Origin of the sequence: Kocuria sp. NBRC 114282, from assembly GCF_030268385.1 — a bacterium.
Classification (GTDB): domain Bacteria; phylum Actinomycetota; class Actinomycetes; order Actinomycetales; family Micrococcaceae; genus Kocuria; species Kocuria palustris.
Genome location: NZ_BSQO01000003.1, coordinates 296,725 through 320,499 on the forward strand (window position 1 = coordinate 296,725; position 23,775 = coordinate 320,499).

At 68.7% G+C, this 23,775-nt stretch carries 20 protein-coding genes and 2 pseudogenes; 8 read left to right on the forward strand and 14 right to left on the reverse strand.

Annotated features, from left to right (window positions below):
- The first annotated feature begins 86 nt into the window (after positions 1-86).
- Complete coding sequence (locus QSJ40_RS07490) at positions 87-980, forward strand: PAC2 family protein (protein WP_206390207.1); 894 nt, start codon at positions 87-89, stop codon at positions 978-980.
- A 74-nt stretch (positions 981-1,054) separates the two neighbouring features.
- On the opposite strand, the gene mshC is transcribed toward QSJ40_RS07490, so the two are convergent.
- The 3 genes from mshC to QSJ40_RS07505 all read right to left on the reverse strand — a co-directional run bounded on the left by mshC (position 1,055) and on the right by QSJ40_RS07505 (position 3,904).
- Entirely contained in the window at positions 1,055-2,374 is a 1,320-nt protein-coding gene (mshC, locus tag QSJ40_RS07495) for a cysteine--1-D-myo-inosityl 2-amino-2-deoxy-alpha-D-glucopyranoside ligase (RefSeq protein WP_053447416.1), read from the reverse strand.
- A gap of 215 nt (positions 2,375-2,589) precedes the next feature.
- A complete protein-coding gene (locus tag QSJ40_RS07500; protein WP_024290403.1) occupies positions 2,590-3,444 on the reverse strand; it encodes an undecaprenyl-diphosphate phosphatase in 855 nt (284 codons plus the stop codon).
- Positions 3,445-3,598: 154 nt separating this feature from the next.
- The gene (locus QSJ40_RS07505) at positions 3,599-3,904 is read right to left on the reverse strand and encodes a hypothetical protein (RefSeq protein ID WP_053447417.1); all 306 of its coding nucleotides are present in this window, start codon (positions 3,902-3,904) and stop codon (positions 3,599-3,601) included.
- 39 nt (positions 3,905-3,943) lie between these two features.
- Here QSJ40_RS07505 and QSJ40_RS07510 point away from each other — a divergent pair, with 39 nt between their 5' ends.
- Positions 3,944-4,189: a DUF5703 family protein gene (locus tag QSJ40_RS07510; RefSeq protein WP_053448259.1), complete on the forward strand. Its 246-nt coding sequence runs from the start codon at positions 3,944-3,946 to the stop codon at positions 4,187-4,189.
- A 125-nt stretch (positions 4,190-4,314) separates the two neighbouring features.
- Here the strand turns inward: QSJ40_RS07510 and QSJ40_RS07515 are convergent, their stop codons facing one another.
- The 5 genes from QSJ40_RS07515 to arc form a co-directional block, all read right to left on the reverse strand.
- Positions 4,315-5,652: a M20/M25/M40 family metallo-hydrolase gene (locus QSJ40_RS07515; RefSeq protein ID WP_285729886.1), complete on the reverse strand. Its 1,338-nt coding sequence runs from the start codon at positions 5,650-5,652 to the stop codon at positions 4,315-4,317.
- A 110-nt stretch (positions 5,653-5,762) separates the two neighbouring features.
- A complete protein-coding gene (gene pafA, locus QSJ40_RS07520; protein WP_285729888.1) occupies positions 5,763-7,241 on the reverse strand; it encodes a Pup--protein ligase in 1,479 nt (492 codons plus the stop codon).
- A gap of 4 nt (positions 7,242-7,245) precedes the next feature.
- Entirely contained in the window at positions 7,246-7,455 is a 210-nt protein-coding gene (locus QSJ40_RS07525) for a ubiquitin-like protein Pup (RefSeq protein ID WP_006215727.1), read from the reverse strand.
- Between the two features lie 103 nt (positions 7,456-7,558).
- Complete coding sequence (gene dop, locus QSJ40_RS07530; protein ID WP_285729890.1) at positions 7,559-9,196, reverse strand: depupylase/deamidase Dop; 1,638 nt, start codon at positions 9,194-9,196, stop codon at positions 7,559-7,561.
- The gene (arc, locus tag QSJ40_RS07535) at positions 9,193-10,914 is read right to left on the reverse strand and encodes a proteasome ATPase (protein WP_285729892.1); all 1,722 of its coding nucleotides are present in this window, start codon (positions 10,912-10,914) and stop codon (positions 9,193-9,195) included. Before arc ends, dop begins: the two co-directional genes overlap by 4 nt.
- Positions 10,915-11,145: 231 nt before the next feature.
- Here arc and QSJ40_RS07540 point away from each other — a divergent pair, with 231 nt between their 5' ends.
- From QSJ40_RS07540 to QSJ40_RS07560, 5 genes and pseudogenes are all read left to right on the forward strand, one after another.
- Entirely contained in the window at positions 11,146-12,357 is a 1,212-nt protein-coding gene (locus tag QSJ40_RS07540) for an MFS transporter (protein ID WP_285729894.1), read from the forward strand.
- Between the two features lie 81 nt (positions 12,358-12,438).
- On the forward strand, positions 12,439-14,304 hold the full coding sequence (ggt, locus tag QSJ40_RS07545; RefSeq protein WP_285729896.1) for a gamma-glutamyltransferase: 1,866 nt from the start codon (positions 12,439-12,441) through the stop codon (positions 14,302-14,304).
- 56 nt (positions 14,305-14,360) lie between these two features.
- A pseudogene (locus QSJ40_RS07550) lies at positions 14,361-15,460 on the forward strand (maleylacetate reductase).
- Entirely contained in the window at positions 15,457-16,356 is a 900-nt protein-coding gene (locus QSJ40_RS07555) for a hydroxyquinol 1,2-dioxygenase (protein ID WP_285729897.1), read from the forward strand. The pseudogene QSJ40_RS07550 and the gene QSJ40_RS07555 overlap by 4 nt, the downstream one beginning before the upstream one ends.
- 87 nt (positions 16,357-16,443) lie before the next feature.
- A complete protein-coding gene (locus QSJ40_RS07560) occupies positions 16,444-16,611 on the forward strand; it encodes a hypothetical protein (RefSeq protein WP_006215736.1) in 168 nt (55 codons plus the stop codon).
- Positions 16,612-16,745: 134 nt separating this feature from the next.
- Here QSJ40_RS07560 and purU read toward each other — a convergent pair whose 3' ends face one another.
- From purU to QSJ40_RS07575, 3 genes and pseudogenes are all read right to left on the reverse strand, one after another.
- Complete coding sequence (gene purU / locus QSJ40_RS07565; protein WP_285729899.1) at positions 16,746-17,645, reverse strand: formyltetrahydrofolate deformylase; 900 nt, start codon at positions 17,643-17,645, stop codon at positions 16,746-16,748.
- Positions 17,645-18,292 (reverse strand): sarcosine oxidase subunit gamma, encoded by a 648-nt coding sequence (locus tag QSJ40_RS07570; RefSeq protein WP_285729901.1) that lies wholly within the window; start codon positions 18,290-18,292, stop codon positions 17,645-17,647. Before QSJ40_RS07570 ends, purU begins: the two co-directional genes overlap by 1 nt.
- Positions 18,285-19,136, reverse strand: a pseudogene (locus QSJ40_RS07575) (aminomethyl transferase family protein); the annotation flags it as partial. The gene QSJ40_RS07570 and the pseudogene QSJ40_RS07575, both read right to left, overlap by 8 nt.
- 31 nt (positions 19,137-19,167) lie before the next feature.
- Between QSJ40_RS07575 and QSJ40_RS07580 the strand changes: the two are divergent.
- Positions 19,168-19,506: an aldehyde dehydrogenase family protein gene (locus QSJ40_RS07580; protein ID WP_235044779.1), complete on the forward strand. Its 339-nt coding sequence runs from the start codon at positions 19,168-19,170 to the stop codon at positions 19,504-19,506.
- Positions 19,507-19,608: 102 nt separating this feature from the next.
- On the opposite strand, the gene QSJ40_RS07585 is transcribed toward QSJ40_RS07580, so the two are convergent.
- From QSJ40_RS07585 to QSJ40_RS07595, 3 genes are all read right to left on the reverse strand, one after another.
- Positions 19,609-20,460 (reverse strand): hypothetical protein, encoded by an 852-nt coding sequence (locus QSJ40_RS07585; protein ID WP_285729903.1) that lies wholly within the window; start codon positions 20,458-20,460, stop codon positions 19,609-19,611.
- A gap of 336 nt (positions 20,461-20,796) precedes the next feature.
- Positions 20,797-22,158 (reverse strand): YkvI family membrane protein, encoded by a 1,362-nt coding sequence (locus QSJ40_RS07590; protein WP_285729905.1) that lies wholly within the window; start codon positions 22,156-22,158, stop codon positions 20,797-20,799.
- A gap of 228 nt (positions 22,159-22,386) precedes the next feature.
- On the reverse strand, positions 22,387-23,688 hold the full coding sequence (locus tag QSJ40_RS07595) for a glycosyltransferase family protein (protein ID WP_285729907.1): 1,302 nt from the start codon (positions 23,686-23,688) through the stop codon (positions 22,387-22,389).
- Between the last annotated feature and the right edge of the window lie 87 nt (positions 23,689-23,775).

Here is a 23,775-nt window from a genome sequence, read left to right on the forward strand (position 1 = left end):
GCCTGTGAAGTGATCGTGTGCGCTCACGGCGAGCAGCGGGCTCCCCGGCCGGGCGGACCGCAGGCCCCGCGCGTACAGTGAGTCGCGTGAGCGGATTCGACAAGACCTTCCCCCAGCCCGAGGCGGGCCCGTTCGGCATCGTGCAGGAGGCCGGATCGGGCGAGCGCGTGCGGGTGCTGATCGGTGCCTTCGAAGGCTGGAACGACGCCGGCGATGCGGCCACGGATGCCGTGAAGCTGCTGGCCGAGGCCTTCGGCGCGGTCGAGGACTTCGAGGTCAGCCCCGATGAGTACTACGACTACCAGTACTCGCGTCCGCGCATCGTCCGCTCCGCCACCGGCGAGTCCAGGATCGTGTGGCCGACCACGCGGATGCTGCGGGCCTCGGTGCCCGGGACCAACCTGGATCTGATCCTGCTGCACGGCTGGGAGCCGTCGTACCGGTGGTCCAGCTTCGCCGCCGAGATCCTGGAGCACGCGACCCAGCTCGAGGTGGACTTCGTGGTGATGGTGGGGGCGCTGCTGGCCGATGTGCCGCACACCCGCCCGATCCCCATCACCGTCACCTCGGAGACCGAGGAGCTGCAGCAGGAGCTCGAGATCACCGGCTCGGACTACGACGGCCCCACCGGCGTGGTCGGAGTGCTCAGCCACCTGGCCTCGATGTCCGGGATCCCCTCGCTGAGCCTGTGGGCCGCCGTGCCGCACTACGTGGCCCAGTCTCCCTCCCCCAAGGCGCAGCTGGCCGTGCTGCGCCGGCTCGAGGACCTCCTGAGGATCACGGTGCCCATGGACGCGCTGGTCGAGGACTCCGAGGCGTGGGAGCGAGGGGTGGACGATCTGGCCGAGGAGGACCCGGAGATCGCCGCCTACGTGGCCAAGCTGGAGGAGGCCAAGGACACCGCCGATCTCCCCGAGGCCAGCGGCGACGCGATCGCCCAGGAGTTCGAGCGCTTCCTGCGCCGCCGCGACCAGGGCTGAGACAGCCGCTGAACCGGCAAGGGGCCCGTGCGCATCTCGCGCACGGGCCCCTTCCTCATGTCCTGCAGCAGCTCCTAGAGGACGACGCCCAGCCGTGCCTCGATGGCCTGCCGCGCGAGGTCGTCTCCGGAGCCGCGCTGTCCGCCGACCAGCACCCCCTCGGCCCAGACGTCGATCGCCTCGATCGCCCGGGGCGAATCGAGGTCATCCGCCAGGGCGTCGCGCACCAAGTCGAGAGCATCAACGAAGGAGCCCTCCACGGCGACGTCGGCGGCCATGCGCCAGCGCGTGAGACGCGCCTCGGCGCGGGTGAGGACGTCCTGGCTCCAGGCCCAGTCCTCGCGGTAGTGCTGGGCCAGGATCGCCAGGCGGACAGCGGCAGGCTCGACGCCGCGCTCGCGCAGCCGCGAGACGAGCTCCAGGTTGCCCAGCGACTTGGACATCTTCTGCCCGTCCAGGCCGACCATCCCGGTGTGCACGAAGTTCCGGGCCATGGGCCGACCGGACAGCGCCCAACTGTGACCGGCTCCCATCTCATGGTGCGGGAAGACCAGGTCCGAGCCGCCGCCCTGGACGGTGAACGGCGCCGGCAGCAGCTTCAGGGAGATCAGCGAGCACTCGATGTGCCAGCCGGGACGCCCCTCGCCCAGCTCACCCCCCTCCCAGGAGGGCTCGCCCTCGCGGTGCACGCGCCACAGCAGCGGATCGAAGATGTCGCGCTTGCCCGGGCGCTCGGGATCGCCGCCGCGCTCGCCGAAGACCTCGAGCATCTCGTCGCGGGTGAGCCCGGAGATCTGTCCGAGGCTCCAGGGGCCGGGCGCGCCGTCCTCGTCGCCCTGCACCTTCGGCTGCAGCACCGGGATGTTGCTGTCGCCGGCCTCGGCGACAGCGCGGACGTCGAAATAGACGTCGCCGTCCGGCTCGCCGTCCTCCCCCTGGACCCGATAGGCCAGGCCCTGGGCCAGGAGCCCCTCGACGGCCGGGACGATCCACTCGAGCGTCTCCGTGGCGCCCACGTAGTGCTGCGGCGGGATGACATTCAGCGCGGTCATGTCCTCGCGGAACAGGTCGGTCTGCTCACGGGCCAGATCACGCCAGTCCACGCCGTCGCGATCGGCGCGCTCGAGCAGGGGGTCGTCCACGTCGGTCACGTTCTGGACGTAGTCGACCGGCATCCCGGCATCGAGCCAGGCCCGATGCAGCAGGTCGAAGGCCACGTAGGTGCTGGCGTGGCCCAGGTGGGTGGCGTCGTACGGGGTGATGCCGCAGACGTACAGCGAGGCTCGCTCCTGCTGCGGCAGCTGCTCCACCTCCCGGGTCCGGGAGTCGAAGACCGCGGGCGGGGCTGCCTGACCGGGAAGCTCGGGGACGGGGCGTGCGGACCAGGACTGCATTGTCACCTCTGGGGACGGTCGTACTGAAGATGGGGCGCGGAGACCTGAGCGCGCGGGGTGCGCTCGCTCGGCGGGGCGAGCGCACGTCTCGTCCAGTCTCCCACGTCGGCCGAGTGCGAAGGACCCCGCCGCACTCGGCTCCGCCTGCCGCGGCGGACGGCCTGGGCCCACGGGGCCGGATCGACGGGGTCCGGACGGGGCCTCGCAGCGGCGGATCAGCCGCCGGCGGTCAGCTCCGGCACCGCGGAGATCACACCGGTGCCCAGGAGGATGAACAGCACGATGCCCAGGATGATCCGGTACCACACGAACAGCGAGTAGGAGCGGTTCGAGATGTAGTGCATGAACCAGCCGATGATCACGTAGCCGATCACGAAGGCGACGATCGTGGCCAGGGCGGTCTGGGCCATCGAGTACGGCTGGGGCGACGGATCGACGATCTCCGAGGCCAGCTTGTAGAGCCCCGAGGCGAACACCGCCGGGATGGCCAGCAGGAAGGCGTAGCGGGCGGCGGCCTCGCGCTTGTAGCCCATGAGCAGGCCCGCGGTGATCGTGCCGCCGGAGCGCGAGACCCCCGGGATCAGGGCCATGGCCTGGGCGAAGCCGTAGAGCACGCCGTGCTTGACGTTGAGGTCCTCGAGGTCGCGGACCTGCTTGCCGATGTGATCGGCGATGCCCAGGATCACGCCGAAGACGATCAGCATGGTGGCCGTGATCCACAGGCTGCGCAGCGTGGTGTCGATCTGGTCCTCGAACAGCAGTCCCAGGATGCCGATGGGCAGCGAGCCAGCGATGATCAGCCATCCCATGCGGGCATCCGGATCGGAGCGATCCATCTTTCCCACGAGCGACAGCGCCCAGTGCTTGATGATCCGGACGATGTCCCGCCAGAAGTAGAGGATCACGGCGGTCTCGGTGCCGAGCTGCGTGATCGCCGTGAAGGCCGCACCGGGGTCCGCGGAGCCCGGGAGGAACTCCCCCACGATGCGCAGATGGGCGGACGAGGACACGGGGAGGAACTCCGTCAGGCCCTGGACCAGGCCGAGGATGATCGATTCAAGCCAATTCACGCCGCTCACCCTATGGCACGGCCCTGCGACTGCCCCCGAGGGACGCCGTGCGATTCCCGGCACACATGCGCCGACACCCACCCCACGACGACGAAGCCCCCGGTGATCGGGATCACCGGGGGCTTCGGATGCCGGACGTCAGCCAGCGGCGGGATCAGGCTCCGCGCTCGTCGTCGGAGTCGTCTTCCGCGTCGTCGTCGAAGTCCTCGAGGTCGTCCTCGTCATCCTCGAAGTCGTCGTCGTCCTCATCATCCTCGTCGTCTGCGAAGACGGTCAGAGGCGTGACCTCGTCGTAGTTCTCGTAGAGGGACTCCTCGTAGGCGTCGAAGGCATCGGCGATCGCCACGTAGGCGGCGTCGACCGAGGGGTCGTCCTCCCCGCGGCGATTGGACAGGGCGGCCAGGTGCTCTTCGAGGGCGGAGACGAGGGACTGGAGTGCGACGCGCGGATCGTTGCTCATGGACTCGACGTTACCGTCCCGAGGAGCAGAATGGGAGCGATGAGAGAGCAAGTCATCCAGAGTTCCCCCCGCGACCCCGGGGTGGGCCAGCCCCTGCTCGACCCGCGCTTCGAGTACCTGGTGCTGACCGTCGGGCCCGGAGAGCGCCTCGCCGACGCCCGCGCGAGAGTCGTCGAGCACGCCGAATACGGCAAATGGGAGCTGCACCGAGTGGTCCATCTCTACAGCGGGGCCCGCAAGCACTGGCTGCGCCGCCGGGTCATGCGCGTCGAGCGCACCCTCTGAGAGCAGTCAGCCAGCGCGTCGACGACACGGCATCAGCCCCATTCCCACCCCATCTCCATCGAGTGGCCGATTCGCCGCCGTCTCAGCCATGAACCGGTGACAACTCGGCCGCTCGAGGGAGCGGCTCAGTAGCCGGTGAGCAGCGTGTGCAGGACGTCGGCGCCGAACTCGAGCGAATCGATCGGCACTCGCTCGTCGACCCCGTGGAACATGGCCGGGAAGTCGAGCTCATCGGGCAGGCGCAGCGGCACGAAGCCGTAGCCGGTGATCCCCAGCGGATCCAGCGCCTTGTTGTCCGTGCCCGCCGAGAGCATGTACGGCATGACCACGGCCTCCGGGTCGTGCTGCTTCAGCGAGGCGACCATGGCATCGACCACGTTGCCGGAGAACGGGACCTCGAGCCCGATGTCGTCGGCCTCGAACTCGAAGCGGATGCCCTCCCCCGCCAGCTCGCGCAGCTTCTCCAGCACGATCTCGCGCTGCTCCGGCAGGAAGCGCACGTCCAGCCCGGCCTCGGCGGTGCCGGGGATGACGTTGACCTTGTAGCCGGAGCTGAGCATGGAGGGGTTGGCCGTGTTCTGCAGCGTGGCACCGACGAAGCGGGCCACCGAGCCCAGCTCGTCGAGCATCCGCTGCGGGTTCTGCGGATCGAACTCCACGCCGGTCAGCTCCGTCACGGTGTCCAGGAACTGGCGCGTGGTCTTGGTCAGCTCGATCGGCCACTGGTACTCGCCGATGTTCGCCATGGCCCGGGACAGCCGCGTGACCGGATTGTCGGTGTTGACCTGGGAGCCGTGCCCGGCGGTGCCGTCGGCGAACAGGCGCATCCACATGAGCCCCTTCTCCGCGGTCTGCAGCAGGTAGGCGCGCTGGCCGCCGATGTTCGCCGAGTAGCCGCCGACCTCCGAGATCGCGTCCGTCACGCCTTCGAAGAGCTCCGGGTGGTTGCGCACGACCCACTTGGAGCCGTACTCCATCCCGGCCTCCTCATCGGCGAAGAACCCCAGCATGATGTCCCGCTTGGGCTTCTGGCCGGTGCGCACCATGTGCCGCACGACCGAGAGGATCATGGCGTCCATGTCCTTCATGTCCACGGCGCCGCGGCCCCAGATCATGCCGTCGCGGATCTCGGCGGCGAAGGGGTCCACGCTCCAGTCCTCGGCCACTGCAGGAACCACGTCCAGGTGTCCGTGCACCAGCAGGGCATCGGCCGACGGGTCCGTGCCCTCCATGCGCGCGAAGACGCTCGTGCGTCCCGGGGCGGATTCCACCATGGTGGCCGCCAGCCCGACCTCCTCGAGCAGCCCGGCCACGTACTCCGCGGCACGGCGCTCCCCCTTGGACTCGCCGCGCCCGTAGTTGGAGGTGTCGATCCGGATCAGGTTCCGGCAGATCTCGGCGGCCTCGTCATGGGCCGTGCCCGCTGAGCCGGCGGGGGTGGTCGAGGGGTTCGGGGTGTTCACGGAGAGCTCCTGAGGGGTTCGAGGGACGTGAGGGACCTGAGGCCATCGTCCGCCCGGGCCGGAGCAGGTGTCCAGCCCGGGCGGCGGCGGCCCAGGATCGGCCGCTCGGCTCAGACGGCCGGCGGCAGCGGCGAGGACGTGACCGCGGTGGTGCGCTCGGCGCGCAGCCGCTCGAGCAGCTGCTCGGCGGCCTCGTCGTGCGTGGCGAACGGGTCCCGCAGGGTCACCACGCGCTGGGCCGGCCCGTTGACCTTCATGTTGACCCAGTCGGCCGTGAAGTGGACGCCGGCCTCCATGCCCGCCTGCACGAGCGCACCGCGCAGGGCCGCGCGCGTGGCCGGGGGCTGGTCGACGGCCGCCTCGGCCTCGGAGCCGTCGGTGCCCGGAAGCCTGGCTGCCATGCCCCGTTCCTCCAGCATGCGGAACAGGCCGCGGCCCGGCGCGATGTCGTGGTAGGTCAGATCCAGCTGGGCGGCGCGCGGGTGGCTGTAGTCCGCACCGGCTCGCTCGGCCCACGAGTCGATGAGCTTCTTCTTGATGGCCCAGTCGATCTCGGTGTCGATGAGCGAATGGTCCCCGCTCTCGACGGCCTCTAGGGACCGCGCCCACAGTTCCAGCAGCCAGTCCACTCGGTCGTGGTGCGCGCCGTTGGCCTGCACGAAGCGGGAGACCACCTCCCAGTACTCGCGCTGCAGGTCCAGCGCCGAGCGGGTGCCGCCCTCGCGCATGGCCACCTGGAAGGTGCCGGTCAGATCATGCGAGATCTGACGCAGCGCCATGGCCGGCGAGTTCAGCGTGCGGTCCTGCAGCGGCTGACCGGACTCGATCACCCGCAGCATCAGATCCGTCACGCCCAGGCGCAGCGCCGTGGTGGTCGTCGACATGGTCGAGTCCCCCACGATCACGTGCAGGCGGCGGAAGCGCTCGGAGTCCCCGTGGGGCTCGTCGCGGGTGTTGATCAGCGGCCGGGCGCGCGTGGTCGAGGACGACGCGTCCTCCCAGATGTGATCGGCGCGCTGCGAGAACGAGTACGAGGCCTCGCCCTGCCCGCCGCCGAACGTCTGGCCCTCGCCGAAGCCGACGGGTCCGTTCGGGTGGATGCGCCCGGTGCCCGAGTAGAGCTGCCGGGTGACCAGGAACGGGATCAGGCTGGCCACGAGGCGCGCGAAGCGGGTGTCCCGCCCGATCATGTAGTTCTCATGCGAGCCGAACGAGTTGCCGGAGCTGTCCACATTGGTCTTGAACAGGTAGACCGATCCCCCGGTGCCGTCGGCGGCCAGCTTGGCCTCCAGGGCCTGGCGCATCCGGTCGACGATCAGCTCGCCGGCGCGATCCTGCGCCACGATGTCCTGGAGGTTCGCGCACTCGGCGCTGGCGTACTCGGGGTGAGCGCCGACGTCCAGGTAGAGCCGAGCGCCGTTGGGCAGGAACAGGTTCGAGGACCGCCCCCACTCCACGATCGGCTGGAAGAGCAGCCGGGCGGCGTCGTCCGGGCTCAGCGTGCGCGCGGGCTCACCGGAAGCGGCGTCCCCGCGCTGCGTGTGGATGATCCCGAACTCGGTCTCGACGCCGATGATCCGCTGATCCATCGGATCACTGACCGCCCTTCTGCACGAAGCCCTTCACGAACTCCTCGGCATTGGCCTCGAGGATCGAGTCGATGTCCGCCAGGAAGTCATCGGCCTGGCTGCTGCGGGCCTGGGCGGCCTCCGAGGGCGCCCCGCCGCCGCTGGGGGCCGGGCCCGTGGGCTCGACGTCCTCGTCGCGACGCTGCGGCTCGTTGTGCTGGATGCGCTCTGCCATGTTCGTTCTCCTTCGATGTTCGCTGCTGTGCGCGGCCGTCGGGCGGTCGCTGCGTGTGCGGTGCCATGCGCCCCGGCTGAGGCCGTGGACCACGGAGGCTGTGTCAGCCGATGCGGGCGGAGACCTCCACCAGATCGGGTCGATCCCGCTGCATCCGCTCGATGAACTCCTCGATGTCGGCTGCGGCCCACCAGTCCTGCGTCTGCTCCCGGGTCAGCTCGGTCGGCTCGGGCATGGTGATCCGCGCACCGCGGCGCAGTCCGGGGAGCTCCACGGCGATGGTCTCCCAGCCGGCGGCGATGACGTCGTCGGGGAAGCGCGCCACGAGGCGGCCGCGGAAGTCCGCGCGAGTGTCGGCCGGCGGGGTCCACATGGCCTGGCGGATCTCCTGCTCGTCGAAGAGGCGCCGCATCCGCCCGGCCGCCTCGAGCTTGCCGTACAGGCTCTTGTCCGGGCGGACGTCGTGGTACTGCAGGTCGATCATGACCAGCTTGGCGTCGTCCCAGCGCAGGCCTCCGCGCTCGCGGTAGCCCAGCAGCAGCTTGAGCTTGGCCAGCCAGTCCAGGCGGTCCGCCATGGCCATGGGGTCATTCTCCAGCGTATCGAGGGTCTCGCGCCACATCTGCAGGACCTCGGCGGTCTCCGGATCGGGGCTCGCTCCGTCGGCGCTCTCCATGTCCTCGGCGGCCTCGAGGTACATCCGCTGGATCTGGATCCCGGTCAGCGGCTCGCCGTCACGACGGCCCACCGCGGCCTGCAGCGACGGGTCGTGGCTGATCTGATGCAGCGCCATCACCGGCTCGGTGAGCTCGATCCTGGGCTGCAGGCCCTGCTCCACCAGGCGCAGCACGAGGGACGTCGTGCCGAACTTGAGCACCTGCGCCCAGTGGGACAGGTTGGCGTCGCCGATGATGACGTGCAGACGGCGGTAGCGCTTCTGATCCGCGTGCGGCTCGTCGCGCGTGTTGACGATGGGCCGGCGCACGGTGGTCTCCAGCCCCACCATCCGCTCGAAGAAGTCCGCGCGCTGGCTGATCTGGAAGCCGGCCCTCTCGCTGCCGGGGCCCAGCCCCACGCGTCCGGCACCGCACATGACCTGGCGGGAGGCGAAGAAGGGCAGCAGGGCGGCGGTCAGGGCGTCGTCGTCGATGTCGCGGGGCACCGTGTAGTTCTCGTGCGTGCCGTACGAGGACGACTTGCCGTCGGTGTTGTTCTTGTGCAGCAGCACGGGCTCCTGGTCGCTGGCCTCCGCGGTGGCCTGCAGCGTGGCCACGATCTCGGCCGCCACACGGTCTCCGGCGAGATCGTAGAGGGCTGCATCGCGCGGGGTGAGGACCTCGGGCGAGGAGTACTCGGGATGCGAGTGGTCCACGTAGAGCCGGGCGCCGTTGGGCAGGACCGTGTTCATCACGACCTGCGGCGTCTGCTCGGACCACAGCCCGGACTCGGTCAGCGCCTCGGCCGCGATCTCCTCCGAGGTCAGCACCGGGGCCACGTCCGTGAGCTGGGTGGGGTGGGCCTCTGCCCGGGACATCTCGAAGCCGCGGGCATCGCGCAGCGGGGTCTCCGAGCTGTAGTCGAAGTCCACGGTCCGGTCGGCGCGCGAGCCGAGCTCGCGGGCCACCAGGGCTGCGTAGGCCGTCACTGCCCGCGTGGAGAGCAGGGTCGAGTTGGCCTTGGGGCTGCCCGGTGCCAGGATCCCGAACTCGGTCTCGGCCCCCATGATGCGGCGCACGGTCATGACTGCTCTCCTGCCCGGGCGGTCGGTGCGGAAGCGGCTGCAGCGCGCGAGCCGCGGTGCAGCACGAAGCGCAGGTCCGCGATGGTGTCCTTGCGGCGCCCGGAGATCCGGGCCCACTCCTCCGGATCGGAGGTGTCCGGCAGGTCCTGCTGCTCCAGGAACTCCTCGGCCACCGCTCGGTGCAGGTGCTCCTGGGACAGGCCGCGCACCTGATCGGTGAGCAGGTCCTTGATCGCCATCTTCTTGGCGCGGTCCACCACGTTGCGGATGACCGCGCCCGAGGTGAAGTCCGAGAACCACAGGGTCTCGCGCGAGCCGTCCCGGTAGGTGATCTCCAGGAAGCGCGTGGAGTCGTCCTGGGCGTACATGGACGACACGCCCACCTCGATGAGCTGCTCCAGGGCCGCCTCGCGGGAGCCGGCGGCGATGACCTCCTCCTGGCGCAGCGGCAGCGTCTCCGTGAGGTAGAGCCCGAAGATCTCCCGGGCGCCTTCGGCGGTGGGGCGGTCGATGCGGATCTTGGCGTCGAGTCGGCCGGGGCGCAGCACGGCCGGGTCGATCATGTCCTCGCGGTTGGTGGCGCCCACGATGATCACGTTGTCGAGCTTCTCGACGCCGTCCATCTCCGTGAGCAGCTGCGGGACGATCGTGGTCTCCACGTCCGAGGAGACCCCCGAGCCGCGCGTGCGGAACAGCGACTCCATCTCGTCGAAGAACACCACGACGGGCACGCCGGAAGCGGCCTGCTCGCGGGCGCGGGAGAAGATCTGGCGGATCTGGCGCTCGGTCTCGCCCACGTACTTGTCCAGCAACTCCGGGCCCTTGATGTTCAGGAAGTACCCCTTGGCCTCCTTGCGCCCCGACTGCTCGGCGGCGCGCTCGGCCAGGGAGCGGGCCACAGCCTTGGCGATCATGGTCTTGCCGTTGCCGGGAGGCCCGTAGAGCAGGATGCCCTTGGGCGGGGTCAGCTGATGCTGGCGGTAGAGCTCGGGGTGCAGGAAGGGCAGCTCCACCGCGTCCTGGATCGCCTCGATCTGCGGGCCCAGGCCGCCGATGTCCGTGTAGCGGATGTTCGGGACCTCCTCCAGGACCAGCTGCTCCATCTCCTGGCGCTCGACGAGCTCCAGGGCCATCCCGGTGCGGGAGTCGATCGAGACCATCTGGCCCGGGCGCGGCTTGGCCTTGCGCAGGGCGCCGGACATGCGCAGGACGCGGTCGTCGCCGGAGCGTCCGCCCACGACCAGCCGGGTGGCGTCGAGGACCTCCTGGACCGGTGCCAGCTCGCCCGACTGCTCGTAGCCCAGCACGGCGACCACGGTCGAGTTCTCGTTCATGAGCACCTGGCGACCGGGCTCCAGCTGTCCCGCCGTGGAGATCAGCGGCGAGACGGGGCAGCGCACGAGCCGCCCGGAGATGTGGACGTCAGCGGTCAGGGTCGCCGAGCCCACCGTGGTGGACGGCGGGACCACGCGCACCAGAGTGGCGATCGTCAGCGGGACCTCGACCTCGTTGGCCAGGAACTTCTTGAGCTGCTCGATCTGGCCGCGGGCGGACTCCAGGGCGGTGCGCAGCTTCTGGTTCTGATCGCCGGCCGTGGCCAGCTGCCGGTCCAGATTGCGCTTCTCGTCCCGGACCAGAGCGACCTGCCGACGGGCGGTGGCCAGCGCATGGTCCTGCGCCGTGCCGTGGGGGTCTGCTCCGGAGGTCGATTCGGTCATCGTCGAAGGTCATCCTGATCTCGCCGTGAGGGGCGTACGGTGCTGTGGGTGCTGGGGCGGCCGGCTCGCGGCCGCACTGCCGAGCATGTGTCTGAGGTTCACCTTATGCCTGTCCATGCCCGGCGTCACACTCAGACCAGCAATTGACACAGTCGCCAGCACTGATTCGATCAGGCGTATCGATCTCCGGCCTCTGCCGGAGGAGGACACGAGGCAGGGAGGGGAGCTCGCATGTCGGTGAGCCGACCCGAGGAGGGGTTCGCGGCGGGGTCGTCGGGCTATCGCCGAGTGCTCGCAGTGCTCGCGCTGGGCGGTCTGGCGAACTTCGCGCTGATCTACTTCGTGCAGCCGCTGCTTCCCGAGTTCGCGCGCGTGTTCGGCATCGAGGAGGGCGCCACGGGGGCCGCGCTGTCCGCCACGACCCTGGCGATGATCCTGGGACTGCTCATGGCGGGGCCGCTGGCCGATCATCTGGGGCGCATCTGGGTGATGGCCGGGTCGCTGATCCTCTCCGGGGCGCTCAGCGCCCTGTGCGCGGTGGCCCCGAGCTGGGAGGTCTTCCTGATCCTGCGCGCCGCCGCGGGCATCGCCCTGGCCGGGCTGCCTGCGATCGCGCTGGCGTATCTGCGCGAGAAGGTGGCCGCCTCCGCCCACGCCAAGGCCAACGCCATCTACATCATGGGCACGGGCCTGGGCGGAGCGGCCGGCCGGCTGCTGCCGGGACCGCTGTCCGGGCTCGGCGGCTGGCAGCTGGTGAGCCTGGTGCTCGGGGTGTTCTCGGTGCTCGTCGGAGTGGCCGTGGTGGTCCTGCTGCCGGGTGATCGACCCACGCGGTTCCCCTTCTCGGTGCTCGATATCGCCACAGGGACGTTCAGCCTGCTGCGCAGCGGGCGGATCGCCCTGGTGTGCGGTCTGGGCTTCTCCTCCATGGCCGTGTTCGTGGGGGTCTACAACGCGGTGTCGCTGCGGCTGGAGGCCGAGCCGTTCGCCATGAGCCCCGAGCAGGCGGCAGTGCTGTACCTGGCCTACCCGGCCGGTCTGCTGGCACCCGCCTTCTCCCGGCGTCTGGCCGAGCGGACGGGCCGGCCGGTGGCGGTGATGCTCGGCATCGCGGGCATGGCCGCAGGTGCCGCGCTGACCACCCCGGACGCCGTGCTGTCGATCCTGCTCGGCCTCGGGCTGCTGACCTTCGCGTTCTTCACGGCGCACTCGGTGGCCAGCGGCTGGTCGGTGGACGGCGCCCATCGTGCCGGGCTGGACACCGCGCGCGCCTCGAGCCTGTACCTGATCTTCTACTACGCCGGCAGCTCGGTCTCCGGGACGCTGTCCACCCACATCTGGAGCGCCGGCGGCTGGTTCGGGGTCCTGGGGATGATGGGCGTGTGGATCGTCCTGGGCCTGGCCTGCGCCCTGGTGCTGGCGCGGCAGGAGCGCTCGCGCTGAACCGTCCTCCGCCCTGCTCGCCGTCGGAGCGTAGGGTGTTCTGAAGCACACCCGAGGAACGAGTGCTCAGCGGAGGCGGAGATGACGCAGCACAGCACCGGACGGATCACCCGACGATCGGCCCTCGCAGCCGGGGCGGCACTGGGGGCCGGTGCCCTGTGTGCGAGTCAGGCGATGGCGGCAGCTCCAGGGCCTGAGGCACCAGTCCCGTCGGATCCCGGGCTGGGCTCCGCGCCCGAGCCGCTGAAGCTCAACGAGGCGGTCGGCACCACCGCTGCCGTGTCCTGCGTGGACCCGTACGCCAGCGACATCGGCCTGAGCATCCTGCAGGGCGGCGGCAGCGCGATGGATGCCGCCGTGGCCATGGCAGCCGCGCTCGGGGTCACCGAGCCGTACTCGTGCGGGATCGGCGGCGGCGGCTTCCTGCTCTACCGCGATGCCGTCACCGGCCTGGTGCACACGATCGACGGCCGCGAGACGGCCCCCATGAGCTATACCGAGACCCAGTTCACCGACGCCTCGGGCGCCGAGCTGGACTTCGACGCCGTCGTGAACTCCGGTCTGTCCATCGGGGTGCCAGGCACCCCGGCCATGTGGGCCCTTGCCGCCGAGCGCTTCGGGACGCTTCCGCTGGGTGCGCTGCTGGAGCCGGCCGAGCAGCTGGCCCGGCGCGGCTTCGTGGTGGACCAGCACTTCCACTCCCAGACCGACGAGAACGCCGAGCGCTTCTCCCGGTTCCCGGAGACCGCCCGCGTCTTCCTGCGCGACGGCAGCGCCCCCGAGCTCGGGAGCACGTTCGCCAATCCCGATCTGGCCGAGGTCTATCGGCGGCTGCGCACCGAGGGCATCGACGTCTTCTACCGCGGCGACATCGGGGCCGCGATCCTCGCGGAGGCGAACGCACCCTCGACCGTGTCCGGTCAGGAGGTTCAGGGCAGCCCCATGACGGCGGCGGATCTGGCCCGCTACTCCCCCGTCCTGCGAGCGCCCACGGTCAGCGCGTACCGCGGGATGACCGTTTTCGGGATGGCGGCGCCGAGCTCGGGAGGCGTGGCCGTGGGCGAGATCCTGAACCTGCTCGAGCACTACGAGCTGCGCACCGGGATCGGCCTGGCCCAGCTCGGGGAGACCGACTACCTGCACCGCTTCTCGGAGGCCTGCGCCACAGCCTTCGCAGATCGCAACCGGTGGGTGGGCGATGTCGCGGACGTGCCGTACGCCGAGCTGCTCGGCGACGGCTTCGCTGCCGAGCGCGCCGAGATCATGCGGCCGTCGTCGACCCGGCCCCGTCCGATCCCGTTCGGCTGGCCCGACGGCGACTACACGACGGCCCCGCCGGCCGGCGCAGCGCAGCAGGAGCCGTACGAGGGGCAGTCGACCACGCATCTCAATGTCGTGGATCAGTGGGGCAACGCGGTGTCCTACACGCTGACGATCGAGCAGACGGGCGGCTCCGGCATCACGGTGCCCGGCCACGGGTTCCTGCTGAACAACGAGCTGACGGACTTCAACTTCGTGCCCGTGACTCCCGGAGTGCCCGATCCGAACCTGCCGGGCCCCGGCAAGCGGCCGCGCTCGTCGATGGCGCCCACGATCATCACCGACGCCGCCGGGCTGCGCCTGGTGGTCGGCACCCCCGGCGGGGCCACGATCATCACCTCGGTGGCCCAGATCATCGCGGGTCACTTCGAGCGGGCGCTGCCGCTCGTGGACGCGATCGCCGCCCCGCGACTGAGCTCGCGCAATGACGAGGACGGCGAGGACACCGACCTGGGTCTGGCCGGATCCCCCGCCGGGCGCGGACTCACCGGACTGGGGCACCACCTGGCCCCGCGCGAGGAGAAGGACTGGATCGGCAACGCCTCCGGGATCAGCCGGGAGGCGATCGGGCTGGTGGCGGCCGCCGAGACGGTGCGCGGAGGCGGAGGGGCGGCTCGCGCGTGGTGAGGCGATGGCCGTCTCCGCCTCGATCCCGTTCGCACCCCCTCAAAGAGCCTGTGCACATGAGCCTGGGGTTCACCCACACCACACTGCCCCAGCGCGTGCTCTGCGGGTCCGGCCGCGGCGCCGAGCACCTGGAGGCAGAGGTCCGGCGCCTGGACGCGCAGCGGGCCATGGGCATCGCCGGTGAGCGCGAGCTCGAGATGGCCCGCGGGATCGCCTCACGGATCGACGTGGCCCTGTGGCACGACGAGGTCGAGATGCACGTGCCCGTCGAGGTGGCCGAGCGCGGGCGTGCCGCGGCCGCCGAGCACGGGATCGACCTGCTGGTCAGTGTGGGCGGCGGGTCCACAACCGGGCTGGCCAAGGCCATCGTACTGATCAGCGGCGTGCCGATCATCGCCGTGCCCACCACCTACGCCGGCTCCGCACCGACGTCTGGGGGCTGACGGAGAGCGCCCGCAAGACCACCGGCGTCGATCAGCGGGTGCTGCCGCAGGCGGTCATCTACGACGCGCAGCTGACCATGTCCATGCCGACCGAGCTGTCCGTGGCCTCCGGGCTCAATGCGTTGGCGCACTGCATCGACGCACTGTGGGCACCGCGGGCCGATCCGATCAACGCCGCGCTAGCAGGGGAGGCGATCCGGGCCCTGAGCCTGGGGCTTCCCGCCGTGGCCGCCGACGGCGAGAACGTCGACGGACGCGACCGGGCCCTCGACGGCGCCTACCTGGCGACGGTCTCCTTCGCCTCGGCCGGATCCGCCATGCACCACAAGATCTGCCATGTCCTGGGCGGAACGTTCGATCTCCCTCACGTGGACACGCATGCGACAGTCCTGCCCTATGTGCTGGCGTTCAACATGGCCCACGCCCCGGAGGCCCCCGACCGGATCGCGGCAGCCTTCGGGAGCTCCACGGCGCTAGAGGGCCTGCATCGACTGCGTCAGGTCCTCGAGGCACCGCAGACGCTCTCGGACCTGGGCTTCACGGCCGAGGGGATCCCCGAGGCCGTCGAGATCGCCCTGGCAGCCATTCCCGCCGACAATCCCCGCCCGGTCACGCAGGAGAACCTGAGCGAGCTGCTCACCGCCGCCCTGAACGGCGACGACCCGCACACGCTGGTCTCCGCGACCGGCGCAACCGAAGGAGACCCGTCATGAGCACCCAGCCCGACATCAGCCCCGAGCAGACCGCGGTCGAGGAGGACCTGACCGAGCGCGTCCTGGCCCCCTTCGCCCAGACGCAGGATCCGCGCCTGAAGACCGTGATGGAGTCGCTGACCCGGCACCTGCACGCGTTCATCCGCGACGTGCGCCTCACCGAGGACGAGTGGAACGCGGCGATCGAGTTCCTCACCGCCGTCGGTCACATCACCGATGACCGGCGTCAGGAGTTCGTGCTGCTCTCGGACGTCCTGGGAGCCTCCATGCAGACCATCGCGGTGAACAACGAGGCCTACGAGAATGCCACCGAGGCCACGGTCTTCGGCCCGTTCTTCGTCGAGGACGCCCCCGAGATCCCCATCGGCGGCAACATCGCCGGCGGCGCATCGGGCCAGCCCTGCTGGGTCGAGGGAACGGTCACGGACACAGCGGGCAACCCGGTGCCCAGGGCACGGATCGAAGTCTGGGAGGCCGATGACGACGGCTTCTACGACGTTCAGTACACCGACGGCCGCGTGGCCGGACGCGCCCACCTGCGCAGCGACGACGACGGCCGCTACGCCTTCTGGGGCCTGACCCCCACTCCCTATCCCATTCCGCACGACGGGCCCGTGGGGCAGCTGCTCGAGAAGGTCGGACGCTCCCCCGTCCGGGCGGCGCATCTGCACTTCATGGTCACCGCACCGCAGCTGCGCACGCTGGTCACGCACATCTTCGTGACCGGGGACCCTCAGCTGGAGATCGGCGACTCGGTCTTCGGCGTGAAGGACTCACTGATCAAGGACTTCGTGGAGCAGCCGGCGGGCACGCCTGGTCCGGACGGCCGTGACCTGGGCGATCAGACCTGGGCCAGGGCGCGGTTCGACATCGTGCTCGCCCCGGAGAATGCCTGAGAATCCGCCTGAGGCCCCTGTCTGGCGCCTGGCGGCGGGCCTAAGCTGATCCCGATCTGCCCCGCGAACCGAAAGGAGAGGACCACGATGTCCCCTCGCAACCAGGATTCCGACCCGGCCCTGACCGGCGGCGCCGACGACGCCGTCGAGGAGGCCCGCAACATCCAGGAGATGGACGAGGCCCAGGAGCCCGCCGATGAGGGCGTCGGCGCCATGACCGACGACCAGGAGCGGGAGCCGGACACGCAGAACTGAGCCTCTGCCCCACCACGACGGCCGCCGCCTCGCCTCGAGCGAGACGGCGGCCGTCGTCGTCTGGTCGGTCGCTTGTATAACGATCGCGGTCGATCGTTATACAAGCGCCTCTCATGATCAGCTCTGGCGATCCCTCACAGCAGCACGACCGTCTTGTTCCCGTTGAGGAAGACCCGCCCCTGGCAGTGCCACTTCACGGCATCCGAAAGCGCCTTGCGCTCGGTGTCGCGCCCGGCGGCCACCAGGTCCTCCGGGCCGAAGGTGTGATCCACGGCCAGGACCTGCTGGGCGATGATCGGGCCCTCGTCGAGCTCGGCGTTGACGTAGTGCGCAGTGGCTCCCACGGTCTTCACGCCGCGCTCGAAGGCCTGGTGATAGGGCTTGGCGCCCTTGAACGACGGCAGGAACGAGTGGTGGATGTTGATCACCCGGCCCTCCATCCGGGTGGCCAGTGAGTCGCTGAGCACCTGCATGTAGCGGGCCAGCACCACCAGATCGACCTCGAAGCGATCCACCAGGTCGAGCAGCTTCTGCTCGGCCTCCGGCTTGGTCTCGGGGGTCACGGGGACGTGGAAGAACGGGATGCCGTGCCACTCCACCAGCGACTGGTGATCGCGGGGATTGGACACGACCGCCACGATCTCCACGGGCAGCTCGCCGGTGCGTTCGCGGTAGAGCAGGTCGTTGAGGTAGTGCCCGAATTTGGAGACCATGACCAGCACCCGGCGCTTGGCACCGTGGCGGACCAGCTCCCAGCTCATCTCGAACCGCTCGGCCACCGGGGCCAGGCGCTGCTCGAGCACCGCGGGATCCAGCGGGGCCTCGCCGGTGGGGGCCACGCGCACCCGCATGAAGAAGCGGCGGGTGCGCTGGTCGTCGAACTGGTCGAGCTCGATGATCGTGCAGTCGTTCTCGTAGAGCACCTCGCTCACCGCGTGGACGATGCCCGCGGCCTCCGGGCAGGACAGGCTGAGCACCAGGTGGTCGTCGCTCGGGCCGACGGGAACTGCGGCCGTGGTGGTGCGCGGGTCCATCAGGCCACCTCCTGCGATCCGAACTCGGTCATCCCGTCCATGAACCAGCGCGCCGTGTGCTCGGCGAACGACGCCCGCGGCATGATCCGCCAGGTCTGCTCGCCCGTGCGCCAGAGCAGCACCTGCACGACCCCGTAGTTGGTCGACACCGCGTGACCCACCGGGAAGGCCCGAGGGTGCAGGTCCATGCGGCAGCCCTTCTCCAGCACGGCACGGGCCGAAGGCCCGGAGACCTCGATCGTCGTGCGGTTGGCCGAGACGTCGACAGCCTGGCGGCGGGCCTCGTGCTCCTCGAGGATCCCCGCCAGCTTGGCCGTCAGCTCCTCCGGCAGAACGCCCCCGGAGGCCATGGCATCGGGCTGGACGACCGTGAACTCGTCAGGTCCGTTCCACAGGACGGCAGTGGCCTCCGGCGAGCCGGTCACCTGCCCGACGCCCGACGGCAGCGCGACGCCGAGCTGCGACTCGATCGCCGCCGCCTCCGTCGTGCCGGGGGCCACGCGCAGTGCGATCAGCGTGAGGAAGGGGATCTCCCGGATGCTGACGCCGCGGTCGCCGGTCACCTCGGCCTGGGCCATCTCCTCGCGCACATCATGCAGCGGGCTGCGCCGCAGTGCGGCGATCTCTGGTGCGGTGGTCTCAGCCATCTCGGCGGTTCCCTTCGGGGTCGTAGAGGACGGGTTCGGCGATCACGACGTCGACGGTCCGATCGACCAGCGGCGCCTGGAGCGTGTCGCCGATCCGCTGGCGGCCGCCCAGCACCAGGGCCAGACCGAACGTCCGGCCCAGGGCGGCGCCGCGGTAGGCCGAGGTGACATGCCCGACCATGGGCACGGGCCCGTCCTGCGGTGTGATCGGCGTGCCGGTCTCCACGAGCTGTGCACCCTCCGGGATCGGCTCGTCGTGATCGATGGGCAGGACGGCGATCAGATGCTTGCGGTCCTCACGGGAGGTGTCCTCGCGGGCGTAGGAGCGGTTGCCGATGAAGTCCTTCTTGGTCGAGACGACCCACGACATCCCCAGGTCCTGCGGGGTCACGGTGCCGTCGGTGTCCTGCCCGACGATCGGGTAGGCCTTCTCGGCTCGCAGCACGTGCATGGTCTCGGTGCCGTAGGGCGTGATGCCGAAGTCGGCCCCCGCTGCCGCGACGTCCTCCCAGACCCTGTGGCCGTACCAGGTCGAGACGTTGATCTCGTAGGCCAGCTCGCCGGAGAAGGAGATCCGGCACACCCGCGCGGGGATCCCCGAGGCCAGGGTGGTCTCGCGGAACTCCATGAAGCCGAAGGCCTCCTGGGAGACGTCCAGCTCCGGGGCCATCCGCGCGATGACCTCCCTCGACCTGGGGCCCACGACGGCGACCGTCGTGTACTGCTCGGTCACCGAGGTGAAGACGACGTCGAGCTCAGGCCACTCCGTCTGGGACCACTCCTCGAGCCAGTTCAGCACGTCGGCCGCCCCGCCTGTGGTGGTGGTCATGAGGTAGCGCTGCTCTGCCGGCTCGCGCATCCTGGTCGACGCCTCGATCGCCGACGAGCTCGCCGGGCATCTCGCCGCCGCAGCCGAAGCCCACGTGGTCGACGACCCGCAGGATCCCGGCACGACCATGGGCTCGCTGATCGAGGAATCCGCTCTCACTCGCGTCTCCGGCTACGTCGACGACGCCGTCTCGGACATCGACGACGCCCTGCGCCTGGCCCGCTCCGTGCGCGCCGGCGCCATCTCCGTCAACAGCTACTCCGAGGGCGACATCACCACGCCGTTCGGCGGCTACAAGCAGTCCGGCTTCGGCGGCCGCGACAACGGCCTGGAGGCCTTCGCCCAGTACACGGAGACGAAGACGATCTTCATCAACCTGCACTGAGCGGGACTTCCCCACCACGAGAGCTGTCTCCTGTCCGGCATCGAAGGTCGATGCCGGACAGGAGACAGCTCTCGTTGATTTCCCGCGGATGTCGACTCAGCCCTAATCGGCGGCAGTCTCCGATTTCATCCGGGGTCTCCCCCAGGTGGCGATAGTCATGACCGGCAGTCCGAAACCCAGAGTGATCACGTTGAAGACGATCGCCGCAGCCAAGAGAAACAGCGACGAGATGATCGCAGCGATCGCTCCCGCCAGCCCTGTCCTCGTCTCATCAGGCCAAGCATCGGTCGTCGCCATGTTGTTGACCACCAGGAAGCGCACCAGCACGACTGCAGACACGACCGTGGGGACTGCGATGAACCAGACCGGGAGCCAGACCGGGAGGAAGGCGAAATAGTCGAATGCCCAGAACGAGACAGGAATGGAGATCGCAAGCGCGATCAGTGCAAGCAATGCGAAGGAGACGTTGTCCATGGAGTCTGAGTCAGGTCTGTTACCGGCAGCTGCCGAATGGTTCGGCCCTCCGGACGAGGGCGACGTCGAAGAGGCCATCGTCTGGCTGTTCGTCGGCAGCGCTGGACGGGTCGCCGCTGACTGTTGGCTTCGTCGCACCGGGCGGCCGTCGGCCCAGTCGTAGCCATTGACCTCCGCTTCGACCATCCGGTCCGCACTACTCCTGTCGCTGGACATGCACGGGTGCAGCGGCCAGGGCTTGCCGAGCTCGTCGAAGTAGGCGCAGCCGCCGTTCTTGTTGCGGATGAACCAGACATCGGCCCCGCAGACAGGGCATTCGGCGTTCGGCGTGGATGAGATCCTCGACCACTGGATATCGCCAGTCGCCTTCAGCTTCTGTCGCGGCTTCGGGCTGTGTGTCGGAGCTGTCTTCAGATGAGCGGCCCCGAGCAGATGCCTGTAGTCGCCGGAACCCATCCGGGAGAAGTCGTCGCGACGCACGTTGTGGGAGCTGACCCAGTGGTAGTTCCCGTTCCGCCCGCGTCTCCAATGACCGCGGCGACTGAATCTCGCCATTTCCGTCCTCCCGAACAATGCCCCGTGGAGGTTCCGACGCTCCCCAGGACCAGTGCTGCCCCGGCGTGGAAGACAGCAGGACCCTCCTGGGCCAAGGACGCAGTCAGCCGGGCACGTAAGGCCCGATCTTATGCGACTTCATCGACAGCGGGGTGCAAGCCTCGACAGCGTCGCGCTGCACTGGAGCGGCACCGACCGGACCAGCACAGCAGCGAGGCCGCCGTCCCCGATTCGGGACGGCGGCCTCGTCGTCTCAGGAGGTCACTCGGTGGACGAGCCCTTGGTGCTCTTCCTGCTGCGCCGCTCCTCCCTCTTCACGACCTTCTCCTCGCGCTTCACTTCCTTCCTCTCCGCCTTCATCTGCTTCTTCTGCTTCATCTGCTGCTCGTGCGTGGTGCGCTGGAGGTCGCTCAGGTACTCGCCGAGCTCCCCCTCGCCCATCGAAGACATGTCGATCTCGGAGGTGTCGAGGGCCTCCCGGTAGACGTCCTCGTGCATGAAGTCGCCCAGGTGCCTGGCGCGCAGGTTCGACTCGTCGACCGCCTGGATGAGGGCGTTCGCGTGGCGGGGCGTCCAGCGGCGCTGCGGATCCAGTTTGTAGAGCAACAGGGCGCGGACGCGGTCGCGGCGCAGGCTCTTCTCGGAGATGTCCGTGCGGCCGCTGAGGATCCAGGAGCCCACGAGGACCAGGATGAAGATGATGCCGAGCCAGCCCAGCCACGGGAACACGTTGTTCACCAGCGAGGTGAAGGGCATGAAGCTCAGGACGAAGCCCACGAGCGTCACGGCGATGAAGATGAACCGGTAGTACTGCGGCTTGGGTGCGGCCAGGCGCTTGCCCAGCGAGTAGAAGACGCCCAGGGACGTGCTGAAGATCATGAGGTACGTGGCGATCGAGGCGATCAGCCCCAGCACGGGGTTCATCTCGTTGACCAGCGCGAGGGTCGGCAGATCCGAGCTGTAGATGTCCTCGACGCTGAGCAGGAGCCCGATCGTCATCAGGATCAGCAGGGCCCCGAAGATGGCGCCGCCCAGGAACCCGCCCCAGCCTGCGGCCTGCGGGCTCCAGTTCTGGCCGCCGATGATGATCGCCATAGCGATGCCGCTGAACATGGACAGACCGGTGTAGTTCACGGTGGCCAGGAACCAGTTGGGCAGGGTCGAGGTCACGTTCTCGAGGGCGAACTCGTGCACGCCGCCGAGGGTCCCCGAGAAGGTGGAGATCGAGTAGATGGCGGCGCACAGGATCACGACGATCATCGCCGGGGTGATCATGCCGATGATGCTGCCGACGCGGTCCGCGTTGAACATGCCGGCGATGATCACCATGAGGACCATCAGGGCCGAGCCCACCCACAGCGGCAGGCCGAACTGCTGGTTCAGGTTCGATCCGGCGCCGGCGAGCATCACGAAGCCGATGCAGAACTGGGCTGCGGACAGTCCGTAGTCCATGAACCTCGAGACCAGCGACGTGGTGATCGAGTCGAAGACCTTGCCGTGCGTCTGGGCCCGGAAGTAGCTGCCGTACTGCAGGATCGCCATGGTCGTCAGCGGCATGATGATCAGGTTCACGGCGGCACCGGCCACGCCCCACCAGCCATAGGAGACATAGAACTGGAGCATCTCCTGCCCAGATCCGAATCCTGCTCCGACGGTGACTCCGAAGTACGCGAGTCCGATGATCAGGATCTTCCTGAGGACAGATCATTCCTCTCGTGTGGGGGTGGGGTGGTGCGCGCCGAGCTGCTCGACGGCCGCCCAGCAGGCTATCGCGGAACCAGCAAAGCTCCGGGCGGCCGAGGCGCTGCCCCAGCCGCTTCCGGTGTGATCACACGCATCGAGATGCCCAGTTCAGCGTGTCGCCCGCACGTAATTCCTCTCCCAGCGGTTCATGAAGGTCGATGTGATGAGGGGCCTGCTGTAATTCTCGAGCGGCTCGTAGACTCCCGGATCACATCGTTCAACGGCATACGCCAGCGCGTTCTGGTCCAGTGTCCATGCTCGCGGCTGATCAAGACCAGCAGTGATATAGGACTCCAGATCCCCGATGAACGAGGCCCCGAGCAGCTTCTGAGTCGCCACCAGATTCCCGGCCATGTATCGACGCCATGGGACCATTCCCAGCGATCCAGCGATATGGGGGAACGACAGTACAACCTTTGCAGTCTTCCTGAAGAAGGCCGTCGGGTCGTAGCGCATGATCAGATCCGCATCAATGGAATATACATATTCATACTGCTCCAGGATCTGGGGCAATGCGAGAAACCGAGCACACGCATAGAATGTCGTCCGATCTCCAACCCAATCCGGTACGGGAAACGCATGGAAGTGAACATTTCGCGGCACCTTCTGCTTGTTCATTCGGGACAGCGCTTCCAGATACTGTCTTGACTCCTCGATCAGCTCTCCTGCCTCATCAGCCCCCGCACAGACCAAGAGGACCAGGTCCACTTCAGGAATCTGCTGCGCATTGAACAGAAACATCGGGGCATAGATTCGGAAGAATACCGGGTCCACCGATATGACGAAAGCTGATTTTGAGGTAGCCACCTCTGGAACGGTGCCGACAATATTTTCGGCCGACCGCGACCGCTCGAAGACTTGGTTGGAATTGAAGTAGCTCAGCGCGCCCCGATCCCACGATTTGGCCAATGATGCGTTCTTGGGGTGCCCCCGCACCTCCTCGAAGGTCTGACCGGCAACATCACGCGACCACAGCGACTCCACCTGACCGCGAAGTGCAAGAGTCTGCACTTCGGTCAGGTTGCCAGAGCCCTCGTAGAGACGGGCGATCCGCTCTGACACGGCGCGGGCATCATCGGGGGATGAATCAACCCGCAGGTCACCCATTCCGGCATTCCATGCAGACTCGTAAGCATTGAGCCGAGCCTTCAACAATCGCGACGCAGGGTGATTTATGCGATCGATCCAAGGACCTGTGAAATCTCTGTACTTCTGAAATACGTCGTCCACGGAGTGCTTGAACGCCTGCTCTGCCATGGTGTGTCCAAGCTTCTTGAGGGCGCTGTCGTAAAGATCCGATCGCTCCTTCGCCAGCCACAGGACGTCTTCTGCGGAAACGGCTGCCGCTGACCCGCCTGGGCCAGACCTCACATAAGTGGTGATCTGATGGGGAGTTGGACGCTTCGCCATGGGGTCCTCCGTGAATCTGCGCGTTCGGGGGTGGGGGGGGCAACAGTCTGCACGAGTGTATACATCACAGACGCCGGTTCTGGATGG